This window comes from Chryseobacterium mucoviscidosis (genome assembly GCF_002177115.1).
GTDB classification, from domain to species: Bacteria; Bacteroidota; Bacteroidia; order Flavobacteriales; family Weeksellaceae; genus Chryseobacterium; species Chryseobacterium mucoviscidosis.
The window spans coordinates 151,315-170,767 of record NZ_MVAG01000105.1 but is presented as its reverse complement, the minus strand read 5'-3'; the positions used below and the strand labels follow the sequence as shown (position 1 = coordinate 170,767).

At 37.2% G+C, this 19,453-nt stretch carries 13 protein-coding genes; 7 read left to right on the top strand and 6 right to left on the bottom strand.

Features of this window, described 5'->3' with window-relative positions:
* Window positions 1-152 precede the first annotated feature (152 nt).
* The 5 genes from topA to B0E34_RS07725 all read right to left on the bottom strand — a co-directional run bounded on the left by topA (window position 153) and on the right by B0E34_RS07725 (window position 9,993).
* Complete coding sequence (topA, locus tag B0E34_RS07745; protein WP_087708387.1) at window positions 153-2,729, bottom strand: type I DNA topoisomerase; 2,577 nt, start codon at window positions 2,727-2,729, stop codon at window positions 153-155.
* 51 nt (window positions 2,730-2,780) lie between these two features.
* Window positions 2,781-3,929 (bottom strand): hypothetical protein, encoded by a 1,149-nt coding sequence (locus B0E34_RS07740; RefSeq protein ID WP_087708385.1) that lies wholly within the window; start codon window positions 3,927-3,929, stop codon window positions 2,781-2,783.
* Between the two features lie 137 nt (window positions 3,930-4,066).
* A complete protein-coding gene (locus B0E34_RS07735; RefSeq protein ID WP_165762963.1) occupies window positions 4,067-7,537 on the bottom strand; it encodes a T9SS type A sorting domain-containing protein in 3,471 nt (1,156 codons plus the stop codon).
* 312 nt (window positions 7,538-7,849) lie between these two features.
* Entirely contained in the window at window positions 7,850-8,989 is a 1,140-nt protein-coding gene (locus B0E34_RS07730) for an EpsG family protein (RefSeq protein ID WP_087708382.1), read from the bottom strand.
* Window positions 8,986-9,993: a hypothetical protein gene (locus B0E34_RS07725; RefSeq protein ID WP_087708380.1), complete on the bottom strand. Its 1,008-nt coding sequence runs from the start codon at window positions 9,991-9,993 to the stop codon at window positions 8,986-8,988. The genes B0E34_RS07730 and B0E34_RS07725 overlap by 4 nt, the downstream gene beginning before the upstream one ends.
* Before the next feature lie 192 nt (window positions 9,994-10,185).
* On the opposite strand from B0E34_RS07725, the gene B0E34_RS07720 reads away from it, so the two are divergent.
* The 5 genes from B0E34_RS07720 (at window position 10,186) to B0E34_RS07700 (ending at window position 16,881) form a co-directional block, all read left to right on the top strand.
* Window positions 10,186-13,842, top strand: coding sequence for an MMPL family transporter (locus B0E34_RS07720; RefSeq protein ID WP_087708378.1), 3,657 nt, complete (start codon window positions 10,186-10,188; stop codon window positions 13,840-13,842).
* Window positions 13,843-13,882: 40 nt separating this feature from the next.
* Window positions 13,883-14,797 carry a hypothetical protein gene (locus B0E34_RS07715; RefSeq protein WP_087708376.1) on the top strand — a complete coding sequence of 305 codons (915 nt, stop codon included), beginning with the start codon at window positions 13,883-13,885 and terminating at the stop codon, window positions 14,795-14,797.
* A 1-nt stretch (window position 14,798) separates the two neighbouring features.
* Window positions 14,799-15,938: a dialkylresorcinol biosynthesis protein DarB gene (darB, locus tag B0E34_RS07710; protein WP_087708374.1), complete on the top strand. Its 1,140-nt coding sequence runs from the start codon at window positions 14,799-14,801 to the stop codon at window positions 15,936-15,938.
* Entirely contained in the window at window positions 15,938-16,369 is a 432-nt protein-coding gene (locus B0E34_RS07705; protein ID WP_087708373.1) for a hotdog family protein, read from the top strand. The genes darB and B0E34_RS07705 overlap by 1 nt, the downstream gene beginning before the upstream one ends.
* A 68-nt stretch (window positions 16,370-16,437) precedes the next feature.
* On the top strand, window positions 16,438-16,881 hold the full coding sequence (locus B0E34_RS07700; RefSeq protein WP_087708371.1) for a hotdog family protein: 444 nt from the start codon (window positions 16,438-16,440) through the stop codon (window positions 16,879-16,881).
* Between the two features lie 57 nt (window positions 16,882-16,938).
* Here B0E34_RS07700 and B0E34_RS07695 read toward each other — a convergent pair whose 3' ends face one another.
* On the bottom strand, window positions 16,939-17,751 hold the full coding sequence (locus B0E34_RS07695) for a peptidoglycan-binding domain-containing protein (protein WP_087708473.1): 813 nt from the start codon (window positions 17,749-17,751) through the stop codon (window positions 16,939-16,941).
* A gap of 194 nt (window positions 17,752-17,945) precedes the next feature.
* On the opposite strand from B0E34_RS07695, the gene DarG reads away from it, so the two are divergent.
* Together DarG and darH are read left to right on the top strand one after the other, a co-directional pair.
* Window positions 17,946-18,347 (top strand): flexirubin biosynthesis protein DarG, encoded by a 402-nt coding sequence (gene DarG, locus B0E34_RS07690; RefSeq protein WP_087708369.1) that lies wholly within the window; start codon window positions 17,946-17,948, stop codon window positions 18,345-18,347.
* Window positions 18,348-18,457: 110 nt separating this feature from the next.
* A complete protein-coding gene (gene darH / locus B0E34_RS07685) occupies window positions 18,458-19,453 on the top strand; it encodes a BtrH-related acyltransferase DarH (protein WP_087708367.1) in 996 nt (331 codons plus the stop codon).

Here is a 19,453-nt window from a genome sequence, read left to right as displayed (position 1 = left end):
TCGGAGACTGTTAACCAAAGTCTATAAAAGTGTGTGCTCTTTCTAAAAGATCCACATCCTTTACTTTTATGAAAGGAGATAATAATATCAACAATACGACTTCAAACAAAAAGCACAGACCCAAATCTGTGCTTTTCTATTTTTAAATCCATCTACTTTTTTGCGGCAGGCTTTTTCGTTGTAGTTGCCTTTTTTGTAGTGGTGGTCTTTTTAGCGGTTGTAGCTTTCTTTGCCGCAGGTTTCTTTTTCTCTGCAAAAGCTTTCGGATCCTGATCGGTAATCCATTTTTTAACCTCATCAAGAGAAATTTCTTTTAGCTCTTCTCCTTCATATTTGGTATCATCTGCTTTTCTTGGAATCTTGAACATCGCTTTTCCAAATTTAATGAAAGGTCCCCATCTTCCGTTTTCAATGGAGATCTTTTCTTTTTCCCATTGCTGGATGTATCGGTTCGCTTCTTTTTCGAGTTTGGCATCAATTAATTCATTGATGTCGCTTTGAGAAAGGTTTTCAAAATCGTATCGCTTCGGAACGTTCACAAAAATATCTTTGTATTTGATGAATGGTCCAAATCTTCCGCTTCCTTTCGTTACAGGTTCACCTTTGTAAGTAGCAATCGGCGCATCTGCGATTTTCTTTTCGTTGATGATCTCTTCTGCACGTTTCTGATCTACAGAAAGCGGATCTTCTCCTTTCGGAATGCTGATGAACGTCTCGCCCCACTTCACATAAGGTCCGAATCTTCCGACTCCCACAGAAACCGGCTGTCCGTCCACTTCATTTAAATCAAATGGAAGTTTGAACAGTTCCAGTGCTTCTTCAAAAGTAATGGTTGCGATATTCTGTCCCGCCATTAACGAAGCGAAAATCGGCTTTTCTTCATCGTCTGTTTCCCCAATCTGGATCATTGCCCCGAATCTTCCGATTCTTGCGTGAACATTTTTCCCTGTTTTCGGATCTACTCCCAAAAGTCGGTCTCCGGTTGCACGGTCTGCATTCTCTTCTACATCTTCAATTCTCGGATGGAATTTTGAGTAGAAATCCGTCATCATTTCTTTCCATTTCTGGTCACCGTTTGCAATTTCGTCGAAGCTCTCTTCTACTCTTGCCGTGAAACCGTAATCTAAGATTTCCTTAAAATTATCGGTTAAGAAATCACTTACAACTTCTCCCGTGTCCGTTGGAACGAATTTATTTTTATCCCCTCCGAATTTCTCGTCGAGGACTTCTTTTTTAATGGTATCATTTGCCAAAGAAATTTTCACCACTTCTCTTGTCTGCGGTTCAATTTCTCTTTTATCCACATATTCACGGTTCTGGATGGTCTGAATGGTCGGTGCATACGTCGATGGACGACCGATTCCCAATTCTTCCAGTTTTTTTACCAGTCCGGCTTCGGTATATCTTGCGCTCGGTCTTGTGAATTTTTCGGTTGCCGTTATTTTTTTATAGTCTAAAACTTCTCCTACGGTTACTTTAGGAAGCAATTTTTCGTTGTTTTCTTCGTCATCCTCCTCTGCTTTTACAATTCCGTAAGCTTTCAGGAAACCGTCAAAAATAATGACTTCACCCTGTGCTTCGAAATGCTGCGGAAGTTTTGTGTTCCCGATTTCAATCACCGTTTTCTCAATTTTGGCATTTGCCATCTGAGAAGCAAGTGTTCTTCTGTAGATTAGCTGGTATAATCTGTTCAACTGGGCATCTCCCACTGTTTTCACAGCAAAATCTGTAGGACGGATCGCTTCGTGCGCTTCCTGTGCAGAAGCCGATTTTGTGGTATAATTTCTCGGTGCAGAATATTCCGCTCCGTATTCTGAGACAATTTGTTTTTTTGCGCCTTCAATCGCTTCCTGAGAAAGGTTTACCGAGTCGGTTCTCATATAGGTAATGTATCCTTCTTCATATAATCTCTGTGCAAGACGCATCGTGTTCGTTACATTATATCCTAGTCTTGAGGAAGCTTCCTGCTGTAATGTAGAAGTGGTAAAAGGTGCAGAAGCAGAACGTGTTCCGGGTTTTGTTTCAACATTTAAAACTTTAAACTCGGTGGTTTTTGCCTGTTCAAGGAATTTTTCAGCCTCTTCTTCTTTATCGAAATCCTTTTTAAGCTTCGCAGAAATTTCCTGCTTTGTTTTATTTAAGAAAATTCCGTCCAGTTTGAAACTTGCTTTCGGCACAAACTCACGGATTTCTTTTTCTCTTTCCACAATTAATCTTACGGCAACAGACTGTACTCTTCCCGCAGATAATCCCGGTTTTACTTTTTTCCAGAGAACCGGAGACATTTCAAAACCTACGATCCTGTCGAGAACTCTTCTTGCCTGTTGAGCGTTGACGAGATTCTGATCAATATCTCTGGGATTTTCAATAGATTTCAGAATGGCATTTTTGGTAATCTCATGGAAAACAATTCTTTTTCTGTTTTCGGGCTTCAGTTTCAGTTCTTCTGCCAAATGCCATGCGATTGCTTCTCCTTCACGGTCCTCATCGGAAGCCAGCCAAACCATTTCGGCTTTTTTTACGGCAGCTTTCAGTTCGGTTACCAATTTCTTTTTGTCGGCAGAAACTTCGTAATCCGGACTGAAGGTCGACAGATCAATCCCCATTCCTTTTTTAGGCAAATCCCGGATGTGTCCGAAGCTTGATTTTACCTCGAAATCCTTACCTAAATACTTTTGAATAGTTTTTGCTTTTGCCGGTGACTCAACGATTACTAAATTTTTCGACATTCCAGAAATTTTTGCAAAAGTAAAGTTTTTTTATTAGATAGTTTTTTTGAATTACATTTTATTTAATAATTCAAGCGGCGCAACGAAGACTCTGTAGATAATTCCTTCGAAAGTAAAGCCCCTTCCGGACATCTCTACTCTATATAATAATGAGAAAATAATAATGAAAAGCGTAATGTAAAATTTACGGCTGATCACAATGGGTTCGAATGTGTAAATGCTGCGTTCTTTCCTTAACAGCAAAGCGAAAAGGACGATCATCAACATCATATGAATATACATCCATCTTCCCCAATCAATAGCAAGATAAAACAGAGGAAATGAAAACAAAAAGGCTCCGATTAATAATATAGATAAAATCTTTCGGTTGTTTAGAAATTTTAAATAATAGCCTACATGCAAAATATTTAGTGCTAAACTCAGAAAATACAGTACATATTCACTGCTGTGCTGTCTGATGTAATCCCTTTCATTGATGTTCCAGTAAAAAATTCCGTAGGTAGGATGAACTCCTCTTTCACAAAGAATCTGAAGAGATCTTCCTTCGTTTACATTTTTACCAAAAGCCAGAATTAAAAGCGTAGGAATTCCGACGGAGAGAAAATATTTGAGATATCTTTTAAATTCAAACTTTCCTGCTTTCAGATATAAAGCAATCGCAAAGTACGGGACATAAAACAAAACAACTTCATGCAGAAAGGTCGTTACGAAAAGTGCAATACAGAAAAAATATTCTTTGTTCTTCGATAGTTTGTCGTTGTCTAGCAAATAGGCAAACCATGCAAATAAAAGGAAAACGATAAATTCTTTTTTTCCGACATAGGTTACCGTATTTAAAAGTCCCACAAAACCAATGGAAGACAGTAAAAGTGAAAAATAAAGAAGATCGGTTGCTTTATACCGGATGAGTTTGGTATACAGCCAGAAAAATCCGGAAATAAGTAAAAATTGTACGAAATAGACCAGATAATTTAACCGCAATCCTGTAAGATCCTGCAACAGGAAAAAGAAACTTCCGGAAAGACCTCTCCTTTTAAATCCTCCATCCTGATAATTGATGAGCCAGTCTCCAAGAATATATCCGTCGTCCTTAAGATTGTAATAGTAGGTGAATACAAGCGTATAAACAGCCGTAACGGCAATTAAAAAATAGATACCAATTTTAATATTGAAATTCGATACGACTTTTTCTAGCCTCATAATGTGTTTTGAAAAATTTGGAACAAAAAAAGAGAAACAAAACAGCTTTCAGTTTGTTTTCATTATTTAAGACTCAAAAATAATGATTTTAACTTAATTACGGTTTTATTTCTCTTAAGGTTGCTATTTTATATCAATTATTCCTTAATGATTTTTACAATTTCTTTTGAATCGTTGATTCTCAGTAAATAGGTTCCGGTAATCAATGACGAGAGATTGGTTTTCCCGTTTTCAAATTTTCCGGATTTCACCAGTTGCCCGGACATATTGTAAATCTGATAATAATACCCTTCTCGGTTATCGGGTGTTTTGATGTACAGTTCCTCTTTTACAGGATTCGGAAAGAATGAAATTTTATCTTCTTTGATTGCCTGAACATCATTCTTACTTAAAAGAGCAGAAGGCTTTGAAGCCGGTAAAGAAGTAATCTGAAGCTTAGGAATTACCCCTTCTTCATTTCCTTCGGCATCATATTTAATTTTTACACAACGGCAGCTCATCCCGAAATACGGATCGTTGTTATCATGAAAAGCAATCATTCGGTTGGCGGTAGAAGCGGCATCAAATAAAATATTAACCGGTCTTCCGATGTAATTTGAATTCAGAGCGGCAGTCCAGACTCCGGGATACTGATAATTGATGAAATTATACGTTCCGGTTGCGGTCTGATTTGCTGTTACACTTCTGAAACCACGCGATCCGGAATTCGGATAGTTTCCTGTTTTGTAAGACGAATCATTAAACATATATCCGATGGTATAACTCGCGGAAGCACTCCTTCGTACTCTCTGTCCCAGATAATCTGTAATGATGCTGTATGAAGTGGCTGCATTCTTATCTTTTTTATACCAAGGCGTAAACCCGAAATCCTGCACTGTTGATATCATAACTCCGGTAAGATCAGGAATTCTCCATCCTTCCGGACAAGGATCAAACGGAGATTTTTTGCCTCCTCTTCCCCATCGGTCGGGAGCAAGATTCGGTTCATTGGCGAGCCAGTCGGTTCCGTTGGTGTAAACCGGAGTTGTGCTGTTATAAGGTGCAAATGCACTCGGAATCATATAAACCAATGGATTTTTAACAGAATACGACAATACTTTGGAAACTTTATCTGAAATTTTATCCGCCGCCGAAACATTGGCGTTTGCCGAATTGGTGTAGGTGTTGTAAGGTACAATATAATTTCCGGCGAGATCGTTGTAGGAAGCCGCAGAAAGTGTTGTGTAGGTTAAAACTCCGTTTGCAGTATTTCCAAGATAAACAGGATGAGACGTTCTGTCGTCTGCATACTGGAAGATCGGCAACGGATCTTTTCTTCCCCACTGATAATGCAGTCCTGTGGAAGCTTTAATTTTTGCCAGTTCTGCTGCAGTTGGCGTTAACGGATTCACGACAAGAGGAAAGGCGTCGGTTGCACCAAGATTTCTATCCATAAACTCTGTCTGAAAAACATTATCTGCTTTCGGGACATAATTCACATAGTTCGTTACAGAAGTTACAGGAAGTTCGGTTGTATAATTATAAGAACCTACCGCCGTGTCGGTTACCCAGATATGCCAAGACCAATACACAGGATTTGTAATGCTTCCGTTATGTAAGGTTACGACTGCATTTCCGCTTTGGTTAGGATTAATGGTAACTGCAATTTTAGAGGAAGAAATCGCTCCAAGAGAAGTTGGTGAAGGATTAACAACGGAGACATTGTTTACCAAACCGGTGTTGGTTGTCCATAGAACATTGGCTTTAAGATTATTAAAATTAACTGAGTTTAAAATATCTTTGTTATTCAGAAGCTGACTTTGTACAGAAAATGCCTTGCTTACAGGAATCTCCACGGTAAAAGCTGAAGTATTTTTTACAACCTGATACGTATTCGGATTGTTGATTCCTTCCCGATATTCGGTTTCAGGAACGATATATTCTGTAGGGAAATCATATTCGTTTACTACATACAGAGGATCTTTTATGCATCTGCAGCCTGCGGCATCCGTTGTAGAATTTCCGGCAAGCGGAAAATACCAGTATCTTCCTTTTACATCAGGATAACCGGAATCCGGAATATCCGGCTGCATTTTATCCGGAATTAAAAACAATGTTCTGGCTCCTACAGAAGGCGTTGTATCAAAATGTCTTGCCATGGTTGCCGTCCATAAGGTGGTCTGATGCTGATCTGTAAACTGTCCCTGATGCGCATTCAGGACAATGGCTCCTGTACCGGGAAAAATTCCCATATTTAAACCTCCTGCATTCGAAAGATCAAAACCGAAATTAGGATACAGCTTAAAATTGGTCATAAAATTTGGCGTTCCGGCAGCCGTAGGTTTTATTTTATGATAATTATTGGCTTCAAAAACATTTTTAGACATATTTGTTCTTACGCCAAACGGAGAAAAATCTACCCTAATATCATCAACATAAGTAGGAGAAGCCAGATTGGCAACTAATGCGGATGGAACGCGCCATCCGTTCGGACAGGGATCATAGGAAGATTTGCTACGGTAAGGCTGCGCTGCGGCATCATTATTATATCCTGAAGTAACTTTTCCCTGAGAGTTATCTGACCAGAGATTCAGCTCCGGAAGCTGACTGTCATTCAAGCCCGGCATTTTCCCAAACCAGTTCACCATCAGATTTGCATTGTTGTTATAATAAGCAATGCCAGAATTGTCGTCTTTATTAACGTAAATTAAACTTAAAGGATTTTTTACCGAAAGTTTCAGGTTATTGGAAACCGTAGCGTTGGAAAGCAGGACAAACTTCCTTAGATTATCAAAATTAGCAGCTCCGGTGAAGTTTTTTGCGCCGCGGTGTCTAATTCTTCCTATTGAGCCTGAAACTTCATAGAAATCATTTCCTCTGTAAACCAATGGCGGAATGGGATCTTTTCTTCCCCACTGATACAGCAGTCCTCCGTTCCTGTTCCAGTCGTTTGCTGTAATAGAACTGCTTATTGCTCCAAGATTTCTATCCATCCATCCCCATTCTTCATCGGGAATAGCTTCAATGGTTCCGTCTGCTTTTTGTCTTTTCACATTGGGAAAACTTTTATAAGTGGAGCCGTTGGAAGGATCATCTGTGACCCAAACGTGCCAAGACCAGTAGACTTCTCCGTCTACTCTGAAAGCAATGACCGCATTTCCTTTTTTAGATTTGTTTACCGGTACTTTAATTTTGGCATTTTCGCCAGAATCTGTAACTTCAAGCCGGTAACCAGCGTCGGATTTTATTAAGCCGTGAACATCTTCCCAAAGAACATCTGCCGTAACTTTACCCGCAGGAATTCCTGCACCTCCCAATAATTTATCCTTCGCCCACATCGCATATGCTTTTCTAACGGGAATGTAAATACCGTTGCTGTTTTGGCTGGGATCAAAAATATAACTGTTGGGAGCTTTAGTCCAGTCCGGAGCTAATAACTTTCCGTTATGAGCATGGGGAAAACGGTCTTTATGCAAAGATTCTACCAATGAATCTGAGTGTCCGGAATGTATTTTTTCTGATGTTGCCCAATCATCAGACTTATTTATCTTAAAATTTTCTTTGGCGTATATTTCATGCGCAAACAGGCAACTTAAAAGTGCTGCGAAATTGGTAAACGATTTTTTCATGTCCTTTGATTTTATGCTGTTGTTAATACAATACAACATTTAAACCCTTGTTAAAGAAAATAGATTTATTTTATAAATAACTTCACAATAAAAGGAATTAATAAAACAATACTCCACAATTAATCATTATAGATGTCAATATATCATTTTCAAACTCAGGTTCTGCGAAAATACATTATTTTCTCTAATCTTTTTACAATAAATTATGCATCGAATTAATTTTAACACCCTGATAATTTGAGAGATATTGAAATAAAAAAGACAACACTCTTCAGTATTGTCTTCTTTTATTGATGGTTGTTGTAAGCTCTTTTAAGGCAACAGATGATTCTCATACAAATCCCACGTAAATCTTCCGTTCACAATATTTTTAAAGCTTGAGAACACAACAAAGTTGAAAACAGTAAGAGCAATGATAAAAGAATAGATCATCTTTTTCGAATTCGAAGAAACCACATACATTGCATTCGGAATAATAATATAGGCAAAACCAATAAAAGCTCCCGCAAGGCGCGAAGAGAAAATAGGATTATCCCTGAAAATGAAATAAAAACAAACCCCGATTACAACATACGCACGATGGTATTCGTAGTAAGGAAATTTTTCTTTCATTTTTTCATCAAAAGCAAAAAGGAAGAAGGTGAGGATTGCCATCATTACTTCAGGAATTCCGATGGCTCCGTTCAATCTTTGCACCGTTTCATCCATATATCCGTTAAAACCAATAGAAAGTGTACTGTCTGCGGCAATATCCGTCATAAAATCTCCAAAAACACGATAGACTTCAAATGGTGACAGGAAGACAGAAGTAATAATCATAAAAAGCATTACAAATCTGTTCAGCGGTATTCTTACCAACCAGTACATCGGGACAAATACATAACAAACAGTATGAACTCCTGCTGCAAGATAAATACAGAGAAGATAAGCAAGAAGTTTCCTTTCTTTAATATATTTTATTCCGAAATAGGCGATAAACGAAGCGAGATTCTGCCGGATCTGTCCGCTTTCCCCGATAAAAAATCCGGGAATGAACATGAAAAGCATAAAGGTAAAGGGATAAAAAGTATTATCATCTGTATATTCTACCTTAAAATAAATCGCAAGAATAGCTATTACAAAGGTGAGAATATAAAACGGTGCGTTAAAAATATTCAGTAAAATTTTATTGATGAGTACATAGAGCCACTCTACTTCGATTGGTTGAGGCCCCTTCATTCCGAAACCTTTCATAATGAGCGAGATATAATCTTTGGTATCGGAATACACGTAAATTCCGCGGTAACTCCCATAATCCGGACCGACCTGATCCCGAAGTCCTGCAATAATCATGAGATAGACCCCCAAGAACCAAAGCCATTTTTTTTCAACTTTACCATGAAAAACTTCCTGATAACTGAAAATCAGCATATAGATAATGGCAATAATATAATATGGATGCAGTAAACTCATCTTTCCGGTAAACTATTTTTAAACTGATAAGAAGCCGTTACGATTCCCGTAATCAGCAAAGGCATAAACAATCTGGTCTCCCAGAAAAGCCCCACTAAAGTAATCATTAAAAGATACGGCAGCGCAAAAAACAAATATTTTTTCATCATTATTTTTCCGGTATCATCAGAAAAACCATAACTGAAATAAATCCCTAAAATTCCGAATAAAAGTCCGGCAAGATTATAAGGACTTGTAAAATTCTTAATTAAATAAATTCCCTCCACAAAAGAAGCTTTCTGCGGAATTACCAGCCTCAAAGCAATATATGGAAGCACAAACGCAATCACCAGCAAAAAAGTTTCTTTTATGAAAGTGAAATTCCTGTTCTTCAGATTCTCAAAATCAATAAAAACCGCTGCAAAGAAAGCGATATTAAGACAGGCGGTTTCCCGCACGAAAGTTGAAATAAATATCACAATACTTAATCCCAATAAATCCGTAGGCTTTTTATGTTGTAAATATTTCAGTGTTAAAAACATTCCTAAAACATAAAAAAAGATCGCAATACAGTCGCAGTTAGTCGGAACATATTGAAGAATAACGATAAAAAATACCGCAATAAGATGAACCATTCTTCTGATTTTTTGGTTTGAAAGAATTTCTATCGGTTTTAGTTCTAAAATTTTATACAGAACAAATGAAGTCAGCAGAAAAAAGAAAACATTAATTAAAAAAGTACTGTGATAAAACAATGAACCCTGCTTCAAAAGAAAACTTCTTGCAAAAGGAAGATAGTTATCCACCACAAAAGTCATTATCTCCGTTACATGAACACTCAGGTAATTCGGGATGACACGGTATGCATACACAGACGAAAACATAAAATCCGGCGCTTTTTCCCAGGTTTTAATTCCTACAACATAAGAAGTCTCAAATCCGTAATAGGACATGAAAAAGAGAAGGAAAGGAAAGATTATAATAAATAAAAATCCGTTTATTTTTTCATCAAATAGTTTAAACATATCAAAACCTAAGTTTTAGACTTAGTCAATTTTTGTTTTAAAACACGCTTCATCAGTTGGGAACTTTTGCAAAAGTATATTTTTTTTTCATTTTTACTAAATATTTTATTGATTTTCAGATAAAACTTGTGATAAAAAATTTTGAACTCCCCCTGAAAAATTTAAATTTGCAAACCTGATTTTTATAATGTAATGCATCGTTTTTTCATATTTTTATATTATCTGATCTCTAAAAACAAACTTCTGTCCGTATTTTTTTCGGTCGGAATTACCGTTTTATGTTTGTTTTTCGCATCGAAGATCAATTTTGAGGAAGACATCAATCAGATTATTCCTAAAAACGAAAAATCCGATCTTACCGCAAAAGTTCTGAAGCAGCTCAATTTTTCAGACAAGATCATCGTGATTATCGAAAACAGACCCAAAGAAGAAAATTTTCAGCTTTCGGAGACCGCCGATGCTTTTTTAAATCAAATTGAACCTCTGCAAAAATACATCGGTTCGGTTCAGGGGAAAGTAAACGATAATGAAATTTCGGAAACCTTCGATTTCGTCAATCATAATCTGCCTTTATTTCTGAATGAAAACGATTACAAAGAAATTGAGAGAAAACTCCAGAAAGACAGCATTGCCAAACAGGTTGAAAACAACTACGTTTCTCTGGTTTCGCCCACGAGTCTCGTTACCAAAGAATTCATCAAAAAAGATCCGCTCGGAATTACTTTTCTGGGAATTAAAAAACTCAACGCTTTAAACATCAGCAAAGATTTTAAGCTGGAAGACAATTACATCGTTACCAAAGACGGGAAAAACCTGCTGCTTTTCATCGATCCCAAAAACAAAAGCAACGACACCAAAAACAACGAAGCATTTGTTAATCAGTTAAATACCATCAAAGAAAACCTCAACACAAAATTTAAAGGAAAAACAGAAATCAGCTATTTTGGTTCGCCTGTCATTGCGGTTGCGAATGCACAGCAGATCAAAAAAGACATTCAGAATACGGTTATTATTTCAATGACGGTGCTTCTTCTGATTCTTATTTATTATTTCAGGAATGTTTTTACACCGATTATTGTATTTCTTCCCACGGTTTTCTCGGTGTTACTCGCTCTTTTGATTTTATACTTCGTTAAAGATAAAATTTCGGCAATTTCTCTGAGCGTGGGAGCCATTTTGATAGGAATCACCATTGATTACGCCCTTCATATTCTGACGCATTACAAACACAACAACAATATTGAAGAGCTTTACAAAGAAATTACCCAGCCAATTGTTTTAAGCAGCGCAACAACAGCCGTTTCTTTTTTATGCCTTGTTTTTGTACGTTCGGAAGCGTTGAAAGATTTGGGACTTTTCGCCGCAATAACGGTTATTTTATCTTCCGTTACGGCTTTAATTATCATTCCGCAACTGTATCATCCGAAGAAAAAAGAAAAAGCAGTCAATGCAAATTTTATCGATAAAATCGGCTCGTATCCGTATGAGAAAAACAAACCTTTAATTATTATCTGTTCGGTTATTATTATTGCGTGTCTTTTCGGTTTCAGAAAAGTAGGTTTTAACGAAGACATCGGCGATCTTAATTATGTTCCGAAAGATTTAAAAATAAGCGAAGCAAAACTTCAGAAGTTATCCGATATTACGTCAAAATCCATCTACACGATTTCTTACGGTGATTCCGAAGAACAGGCTTTATCGAGAAATTCTGAGCTGAGCCAATTTTTAGAAAAAGAAAAAAAAGAAGGTAAAATTTTAAGCTACAATTCTCTCGGAAATGTAGTTTTGTCTGAAAAAGACCAGCAGCAAAGAATTGAAAACTGGAAAAAATTCTGGGACGAAAATAAAAAGAATCAAACCGTTTCTGAATTAATTAAAAACGGAAATCAATTCGGATTTAACAATTCTGCCTTTGATCAGTTCAATGAAAATTTAAATAAAAACTATTCTACATTAACTTTAAAAGACTACGAAAAGGTAAAAACACTCCAGATTTCTGAATTTCTGAGTCAGGAAAACGGATTTTACACAGTTTCCAATGTCGTAAAAGTAGACGAAAAGAAAAGAGATGCCTTCATTAAAGACGTTGAAAAAAAGCATGATGCTTTGGCAATCGACCGTCAACAGATGAACGAAAACTTTTTGGGCTTGCTGAAAAATGATTTTAACACGTTAATCAATTATTCCCTTTTGGCAATTATTTTAACGATTATTGTGTTTTTCCGTAATTTTGAATTAACGGTTCTTACGATGTTTCCGATTGTTTTAACGGGAGTCGTTACAGCGGGAATTCTTTACTTTTTAGGTCTTGAACTAAATATTTTCAGCACCGTTGTCTGTACTCTGGTTTTCGGAGTCGGCGACGATTTCAGTATTTTCCTTACCCAGGCAATGCAGAAAGAGCACACTACCGGAAAAAACGAGCTTCCTACCTACAGAACATCCATTATTCTGGCGGTTTTCACGACCATTTTATCCATCGGTTCATTAATTTTCGCCAAACATCCTGCTTTGCATTCATTAGCTCTGGTTGCTTTAATCGGGATGTTCTCCGTAATCATCATTACCTCAACCTTATATCCGTTCTGGTTCCGTTTGCTGATTACGAACAGGGCTAAAAAAGGACTTTCTCCGGTTACCTTCAGGTTATTTTTCAATGCAGTATTGTCTTTCCTGTATTACGGATTAGGCGGATTGCTGTTTTCCGCCATCGGAAGCCTCTTTGTGAAGCAATCAAAAGGCAAAACGCTGAACTTTATTAAATTAATTTTAGCCAAATTTTTAACTTCTGTCCTTTATACGAATCCATTTGTAAAGAAAAAGCTCATTAAAAACCCGAATGAAGATTTCAGCAGACCCGCAGTCATTATTGCCAATCACACTTCGTTTCTGGATACATTGGCTTTAGCCATGACAACACATAAAATCATTTATCTGGTGAATGACTGGGTGTACAACTCTCCTGTTTTCGGAAAAATCGTGAGAGCGTTAGGATTTTATCCCGTTTCTCAGGGTATTGAAAACGGAATGGAAAAGCTGAGAGAAAAAGTAGATCAGGGTTATTCTCTGGTTGTTTTTCCGGAAGCAGAACGGTCTTATACCAATGATATCAAAAGATTTCACAAAGGAGCTTTTTATATCGCAGAAGAATTCGGACTGGATGTGGTTCCGGTTTACATTCATGGAAATTCTGAAGTACAGCCGAAAGGAGACTTTATTATCTATGACGGTTCAATTACCGTAAAAGTGGGCGACAGAATTGATAAAAATGATGAACACTTCGGGAAAAATTATTCCGAAAGAACAAAAAAGATCAATGCTTTTTTCAGGGAGCAGTTTGCGAAGTTCCGAAGTGAGCTGGAGGATGAAAATTATTTTAAGAAAAAACTCTTCCTGAGCTATCTGTATAAAGATAACGAAGTCATACAGGAAGTAAAAGAAGATTTTAACAAAAACAAATCGGTTTATTTTGAACTAAATAAACATCTTCCTAAAGATGCCAATATTCTGCATATTGCAGATGATTTCGGGCAGAAAGATGTTTTACTCTCGCTTCAGCAGGCGAGCCGAAGAATCTTCAGCTTAATGAAAGATGAAGAAAAAAGACAAATCGCCGAACAGATTTATTTGGTAAAAAGAAGGAAAATTAAATACATAAAAAACAGTACGGAAATTGATAAAAAAATTGACGTTCTTCTGGTTTCGGACGAAAGTTTCAAAGCAGATACTTTAGCTGATCTTCCAGAAACTGTTATTTTTCTAAATGTGAAAAATACGTTACCGGAAAATAATAATTATACACTGAAATTCAGTTCTGAAGCTTTAAAAGTATTTCGTTCTGAAAAATAAATATGAAAAGCATATTTTTGTAAACGAATAAGGAGAACCCATGCAAAAAGATATACTCGTTATATATTATTCACAAACCGGACAGCTTACCGATATTGTAAAAAACATTGCCCTACCTTTTGAAGCCAAAAAGGAGGAGTACAATGTTACGTACTACAATATTAAGCTGAAAAAAGACTTTCCTTTTCCGTGGCCGAATGATGTATTCTTCAATACCTTTCCGGAATCTTACCTGCAGATCCCGAGTGAAATTCTGCCGCCGCCGGAAGAAGCGGTTAACAAAAAGTTTGATTTGATTATCTTTGGTTATCAGGTTTGGTATTTAACACCCTCCATCCCGATCATTTCATTCCTGAAAAGTGGTTTTGCGGAAAATATCCTGAAAGACACTCCGGTTGTTACCGTTTCGGCAACAAGAAATATGTGGATGTATTCTCAGGAAAAACTGAAAGTATATTTAAAGAACTTAAACGCCAAATTGGTAGGAAATATCGCTTTGGTAGACCGACACGACAATTACACCAGTGTTCTTACGATTCTTCGCTGGATGACCACCGGAAAAAAAGAAAAATCGGGAATTCTTCCTGCAGCAGGAGTTTCGGATGAAGAAATAAAAGGTTCTGTAAAATACGGGGAAATTATTGAAAAACATTTCAGCAGAAATGATCTGGATACTTTACAGCCTGATCTGGTGAAAAACGGAGCGGTGGAAATCCGCGCTTTTCTGGTAAGGGTAGAGAAAGTGGGAAACAAAATTTTCACCATCTGGTCAAACCTTATCATGAAGAAAAAAGAAAAACGACCATTGCTTATTAAATTCTTTAAGGTATATTTGATGGCTGCGATATGGATCATTTCACCTATCGTATTGGTTTTACACTTATTAACAACACCTGTTTTCTGGTTTAAAAGAAAGAAACAAAGAGAATATTTACAAGGAATTAATTTAAAATAGAATGTACGACGTATTTATAACAAAAGCATCAAAATACCTACCCAATGAGCCGGTTTCTAATGATGAAATGGAAACGTATCTTGGTTATATAAACGGTGCAAAATCTAAAGCGAAAGCTCTTATTTTAAGAAATAACAAAATTACGACAAGATACTACGCGTTAGATAAAGAAGGAAATCCTACACATACCAATGCCCAGATTACGGCAAAAGCCATTGAAGGACTTTTTGATGAAAACTTCAAAAAGGAAGACATGAAACTATTGTCTGTGGGAACTACTTCTCCGGATCAGCTTCAGCCTTCTCACGCATCCATGGTACACGGTGAACTGAACATCGGAAAATCTATCGAAATAAATACCGCAACCGGATTGTGCAACTCCGGAATGAATGCTTTGAACTACGGATTCCTTTCTGTAAAAGCAGGAGTTCAGGATAAAGCAGTCTGCGCAGGTTCCGAGAGAATGTCTGCATGGATGACGGCGGATAAATTCAACCATGAAGCAGAAAATCTGGCTTTACTGGAAGAAAGACCCATCATTGCTTTCAAAAGAGAATTTTTAAGATGGATGCTTTCCGACGGAGCAGGCGCTTTTTTACTTGAAAACAAACCGAGAGAAAACGCAATAAATCTTAAAGTAGAATGGATTGATTTCTATTCTTACGCACACGAGATCGAAGCCTGTATGTATGCAGGATGCGAAAAACAGGAAGACGGAAGCCTTAAATCGTGGGCAGATTATCCGTCCGACGAATGGCTGAAACAGTCTATTTTTGCATTGAAACAGGACACGAAAATTTTAGATAAATATATTCTGGTAAAAGGTGCTGAAAGTTTAAGATCATCTTTTGATAAGCATGAACTTGATCCGGAATCAGTCGACCATGTTTTGGCGCATATTTCTTCAGGATACTTTAAAGAAGGGCTTAAAGAAGAATTTGCCAATGTAGGATTGGATTTCCCTTGGGAAAAATGGTATTACAACCTTTCTGAAGTAGGAAACATCGGAGCAGGTTCTATCTTCATCGCTTTAGAAGAATTAATGAATTCCGGAAAGCTGAAAAAAGGAGAAAAAGTATTGCTTTGTGTTCCTGAAAGCGGAAGATTTGCTTATTCCTGTGCTTTGCTAACGGTTTGCTAATGGAAAACAGATTACCAACCTCCGATCAGGACTTTGTGGAAAGCTTAATTCCGCAAAGATTTCCTTTCGTCATGGTGAACAGCATTTCAGAATATTCCGAAAGCCACCTGATTTCAGGTTTTGAAATTAAAGAAGACAATATTTTTGTTCAGAACGGAATTTTTCAGGCTTCGGGAATGATCGAGCATCAGGCGCAAAGTGTGGCTTTACACACAGGCTATCAATTTTATCTGCTGGGAAAAGAAGCTCCTACAGGATATATCGGAGCCATTAAAACCTTTGAAGCGTATACTTTACCTAAATTGGGCGATACCTTGACTTCCGAAGTTTCTATTCTCAATGAAATGATGGGCGTAACTTTAGTCGATATTGTAACCAAGCTGAACGATGAGGTTATTGCAAAATCTCAAATGAAAACGGTTGTAATGTAATTATACTTAGATAGACCTCATAGGTTTTAAAAACCTATGAGGTCTGATAAAATAAAATAGAAATTTCAATGAAAATTAAGGAAGAAAACATCATCAATATCCACAACTTTCTCCCGCATCGCGAACCGATGCTGATGACAGATTACATTCTGGAATTGACGAAAGAAAAAGTGATTACTTCCTTTGAAATAAAAGAAGACAATATTTTTGTTCACGATAATGTATTCGTTGAAGCTGGACTCATAGAAAATGCAGCACAAACCTGCTCCTCAATTTTAGGACAGAGCTTTTTTGAAAATCCTGAAACAGAAACAAAAGTAATTGGCTTCATTACCAACATAAAAAAGATTGAAATATTTACTTTGCCCAAAGTCGGCAACAAAATTATTTCAAAAGCCTCATTGGTTTCACAGTTTGAAAATATCTGTCAGATTTTTTGTGAGACATTCAATGATGATGAACTGCTGATAAGAGCGGAAATTACTCTATTTATTCAGGAAGTGAAATCATAAATAAACAAAGAAGCTGTTCCAAAAGATCAGCTTCTTTGTTTTTAATCCCTCTCCTGATTAATCAATTCTGATGATATCCAGTTTAGAATTCATAAAATTTCTGGTTCTCCGCAATACGCCATAGCCGTTTTCACTTCCGTCTGCATTGGTATTTCCTTCGATGGTTTCAAAAACATCTCCGTTACTTTCAACAACAATTCCTGTATGAATCCAGTCGTGGCTGTTTGTACTGCTCTGCAAAAGAAAAATATCGCCCGGCCGAACATGATATACACGATTTCTAACCAAAGTATAATCAATAAAATTGTCTCTTTTCTGCGCTTCACCAGCTACCGTATCGCAACTGAAGCTTCTTTTCACAATATTGGTAAAACTGCCTCCTATCTGACTTGTTGCCTGATCTAAAATCGTCTGCACAAATCCCATACACCAAAGCTGATCCCTTCCTTCACTACCATCCATATAAGCTCTCACCCAAGGACCTCTGTTTCCTTCCCCTTTTATCGTAAGTTCCCGTGCTCCGGCAACAAGATGCTGTTTTGCTGCATTCACGACCAATTCCCTTAATCCTGTTCCCTCAACAGGCTGGGTAAAAGCTTTAATCATAGGATCTGCCATTTTCCGGAAAAGCTCCTGGGTTACAATGCCATTTTCAGTAAGTCCGTTTGCCTTTTGGTAATTCTTCACCGCTTTTTCTGTAGCCGGTCCGAAATCACCATCAATCCCGGTTGAAGTTCCTTTTGAAGGATTTAAAAAAGCGTAAAGATTAAGCCAGCTTTGTATTTTCGATACTTCTTTTGAGGAATTCGCAGCTCCTCTTGACTGTGTTCCTGAAATTTCAATTTCTTTTAAAAAATGTTTTTTTATCATGATATAGATTTTATGGTTATTATTTCTTAAGATCATAACAAATATAAGCTCGAAAATAAAACAGAGAAATAACGATTTGGGGTGATTTATAAACAATAAACACCTATAATATCCTCTAAAAACAAATGATACTATGTTGCACATTTTTATTATCTTAGCGAACTATTTAAACCATCTTTCAATATTAATTTCAGATGAAAAAGCAAGACCTTCCACAAGACGAAAGCAACTTAAAGTCAGCGAATATGACTGAGGTTTTGTATGTTACAGATGAAAACAACAACTACACGACCGCAAACAGTATTGGCTGGGAAGCTAAAAAAGCTGCTTTGGACGAATCTTTGGCTTTGATTAATGAAAGAATTGAAGAAGCAAGACAAAATGTTGCCAACAATACAGCAAGCCCCATTTTTTATTTCATGGAGCTGAATAAAATGGATCTGCAGGTTCTTGCAGCCTATGTCGGAATGTGGCAGTGGCGCGTGAAAAGACACGGAAAACCAAAAATATTTAAAACACTAAGCGATTCCGTACTGAAAAAATATGCCGATGCTTTCGGTATTTCGGTGGATGAACTAAAAAACTTCAAAGGGTAGACAATTGATTAAAAGAGAAAAATCCCTCCGACTGTCATTCATTCTGACGGAAAGAGAATCTCTACAATATGAAAATCAAGCATTTCCCGCGATAAAAAGACAAGAAACGAATGGAACTTAATTTTGAACATCACCAGACTGCCCATTGCGAAAACGGTGTTGCCTCCAATTTACTATTGAATAAAGGACTGAAGCTCAGCGAGCCTATGATCTTCGGAATCGGTTCCGGATTATTTTTCGTGTATTTACCTTTCCTGAAAGTTAATTTCGCACCGGGTTTCAGCTATCGTCCAATGCCGGGAGCCATTTTCAGCAAAGCCGCAAAAAGACTGGGAATTAAAATCAAAAGAGAAAAATTTTCCAATCCTGCCGAAGCACAAAAAGCTTTGGAAAGAAACCTCAACAATAATATTCCGACAGGTTTACAGGTCGGTGTTTTTAACCTTACTTATTTTCCCGAAGAATATAAATTCCATTTTAATGCTCACAATCTCGTTGTTTACGGAAAAGAAGACGGAAAATTCCTGATCAGCGATCCAGTGATGGATTACACCACAACCCTTACTGAAGCCGAGCTGGAAAAAGTGAGATACGCCAAAGGAGCACTTCCGCCGAAAGGTCATATGTACTACCCTACTCACATTCCGGATCATGTAAATCTGGAAGAAGCCATCAAAAAAGGAATCAAAGATACCTGTAAAAATATGCTGGCTCCGGTTCCTATTATCGGGGTAAAAGCCATGAGATGGGTCGCAAGAAGCATTCCGAAATGGGCAGCCAAAAAAGGTACAAAAACCACCAATCATTATCTAGGACAACTGATCAGAATGCAGGAAGAAATCGGAACCGGCGGCGGCGGATTCAGGTTTATTTACGGTGCATTTCTACAGGAAGCAGCCATCATTCTTAAAAATGATGAATTAAGAGAACTTTCTAAAGAAATTACGGCAATTGGTGATCTGTGGAGAGATTTTGCGGTGGATATTGCAAGAGTGTACAAAAACAGGAACTCTAAAAGCGATATTTATAACCAATTATCAAAATCAATGCTTCACATTGCCGATCTGGAAGAAGCTTTTTATAAAAAACTGAGAAAAGCAATATAA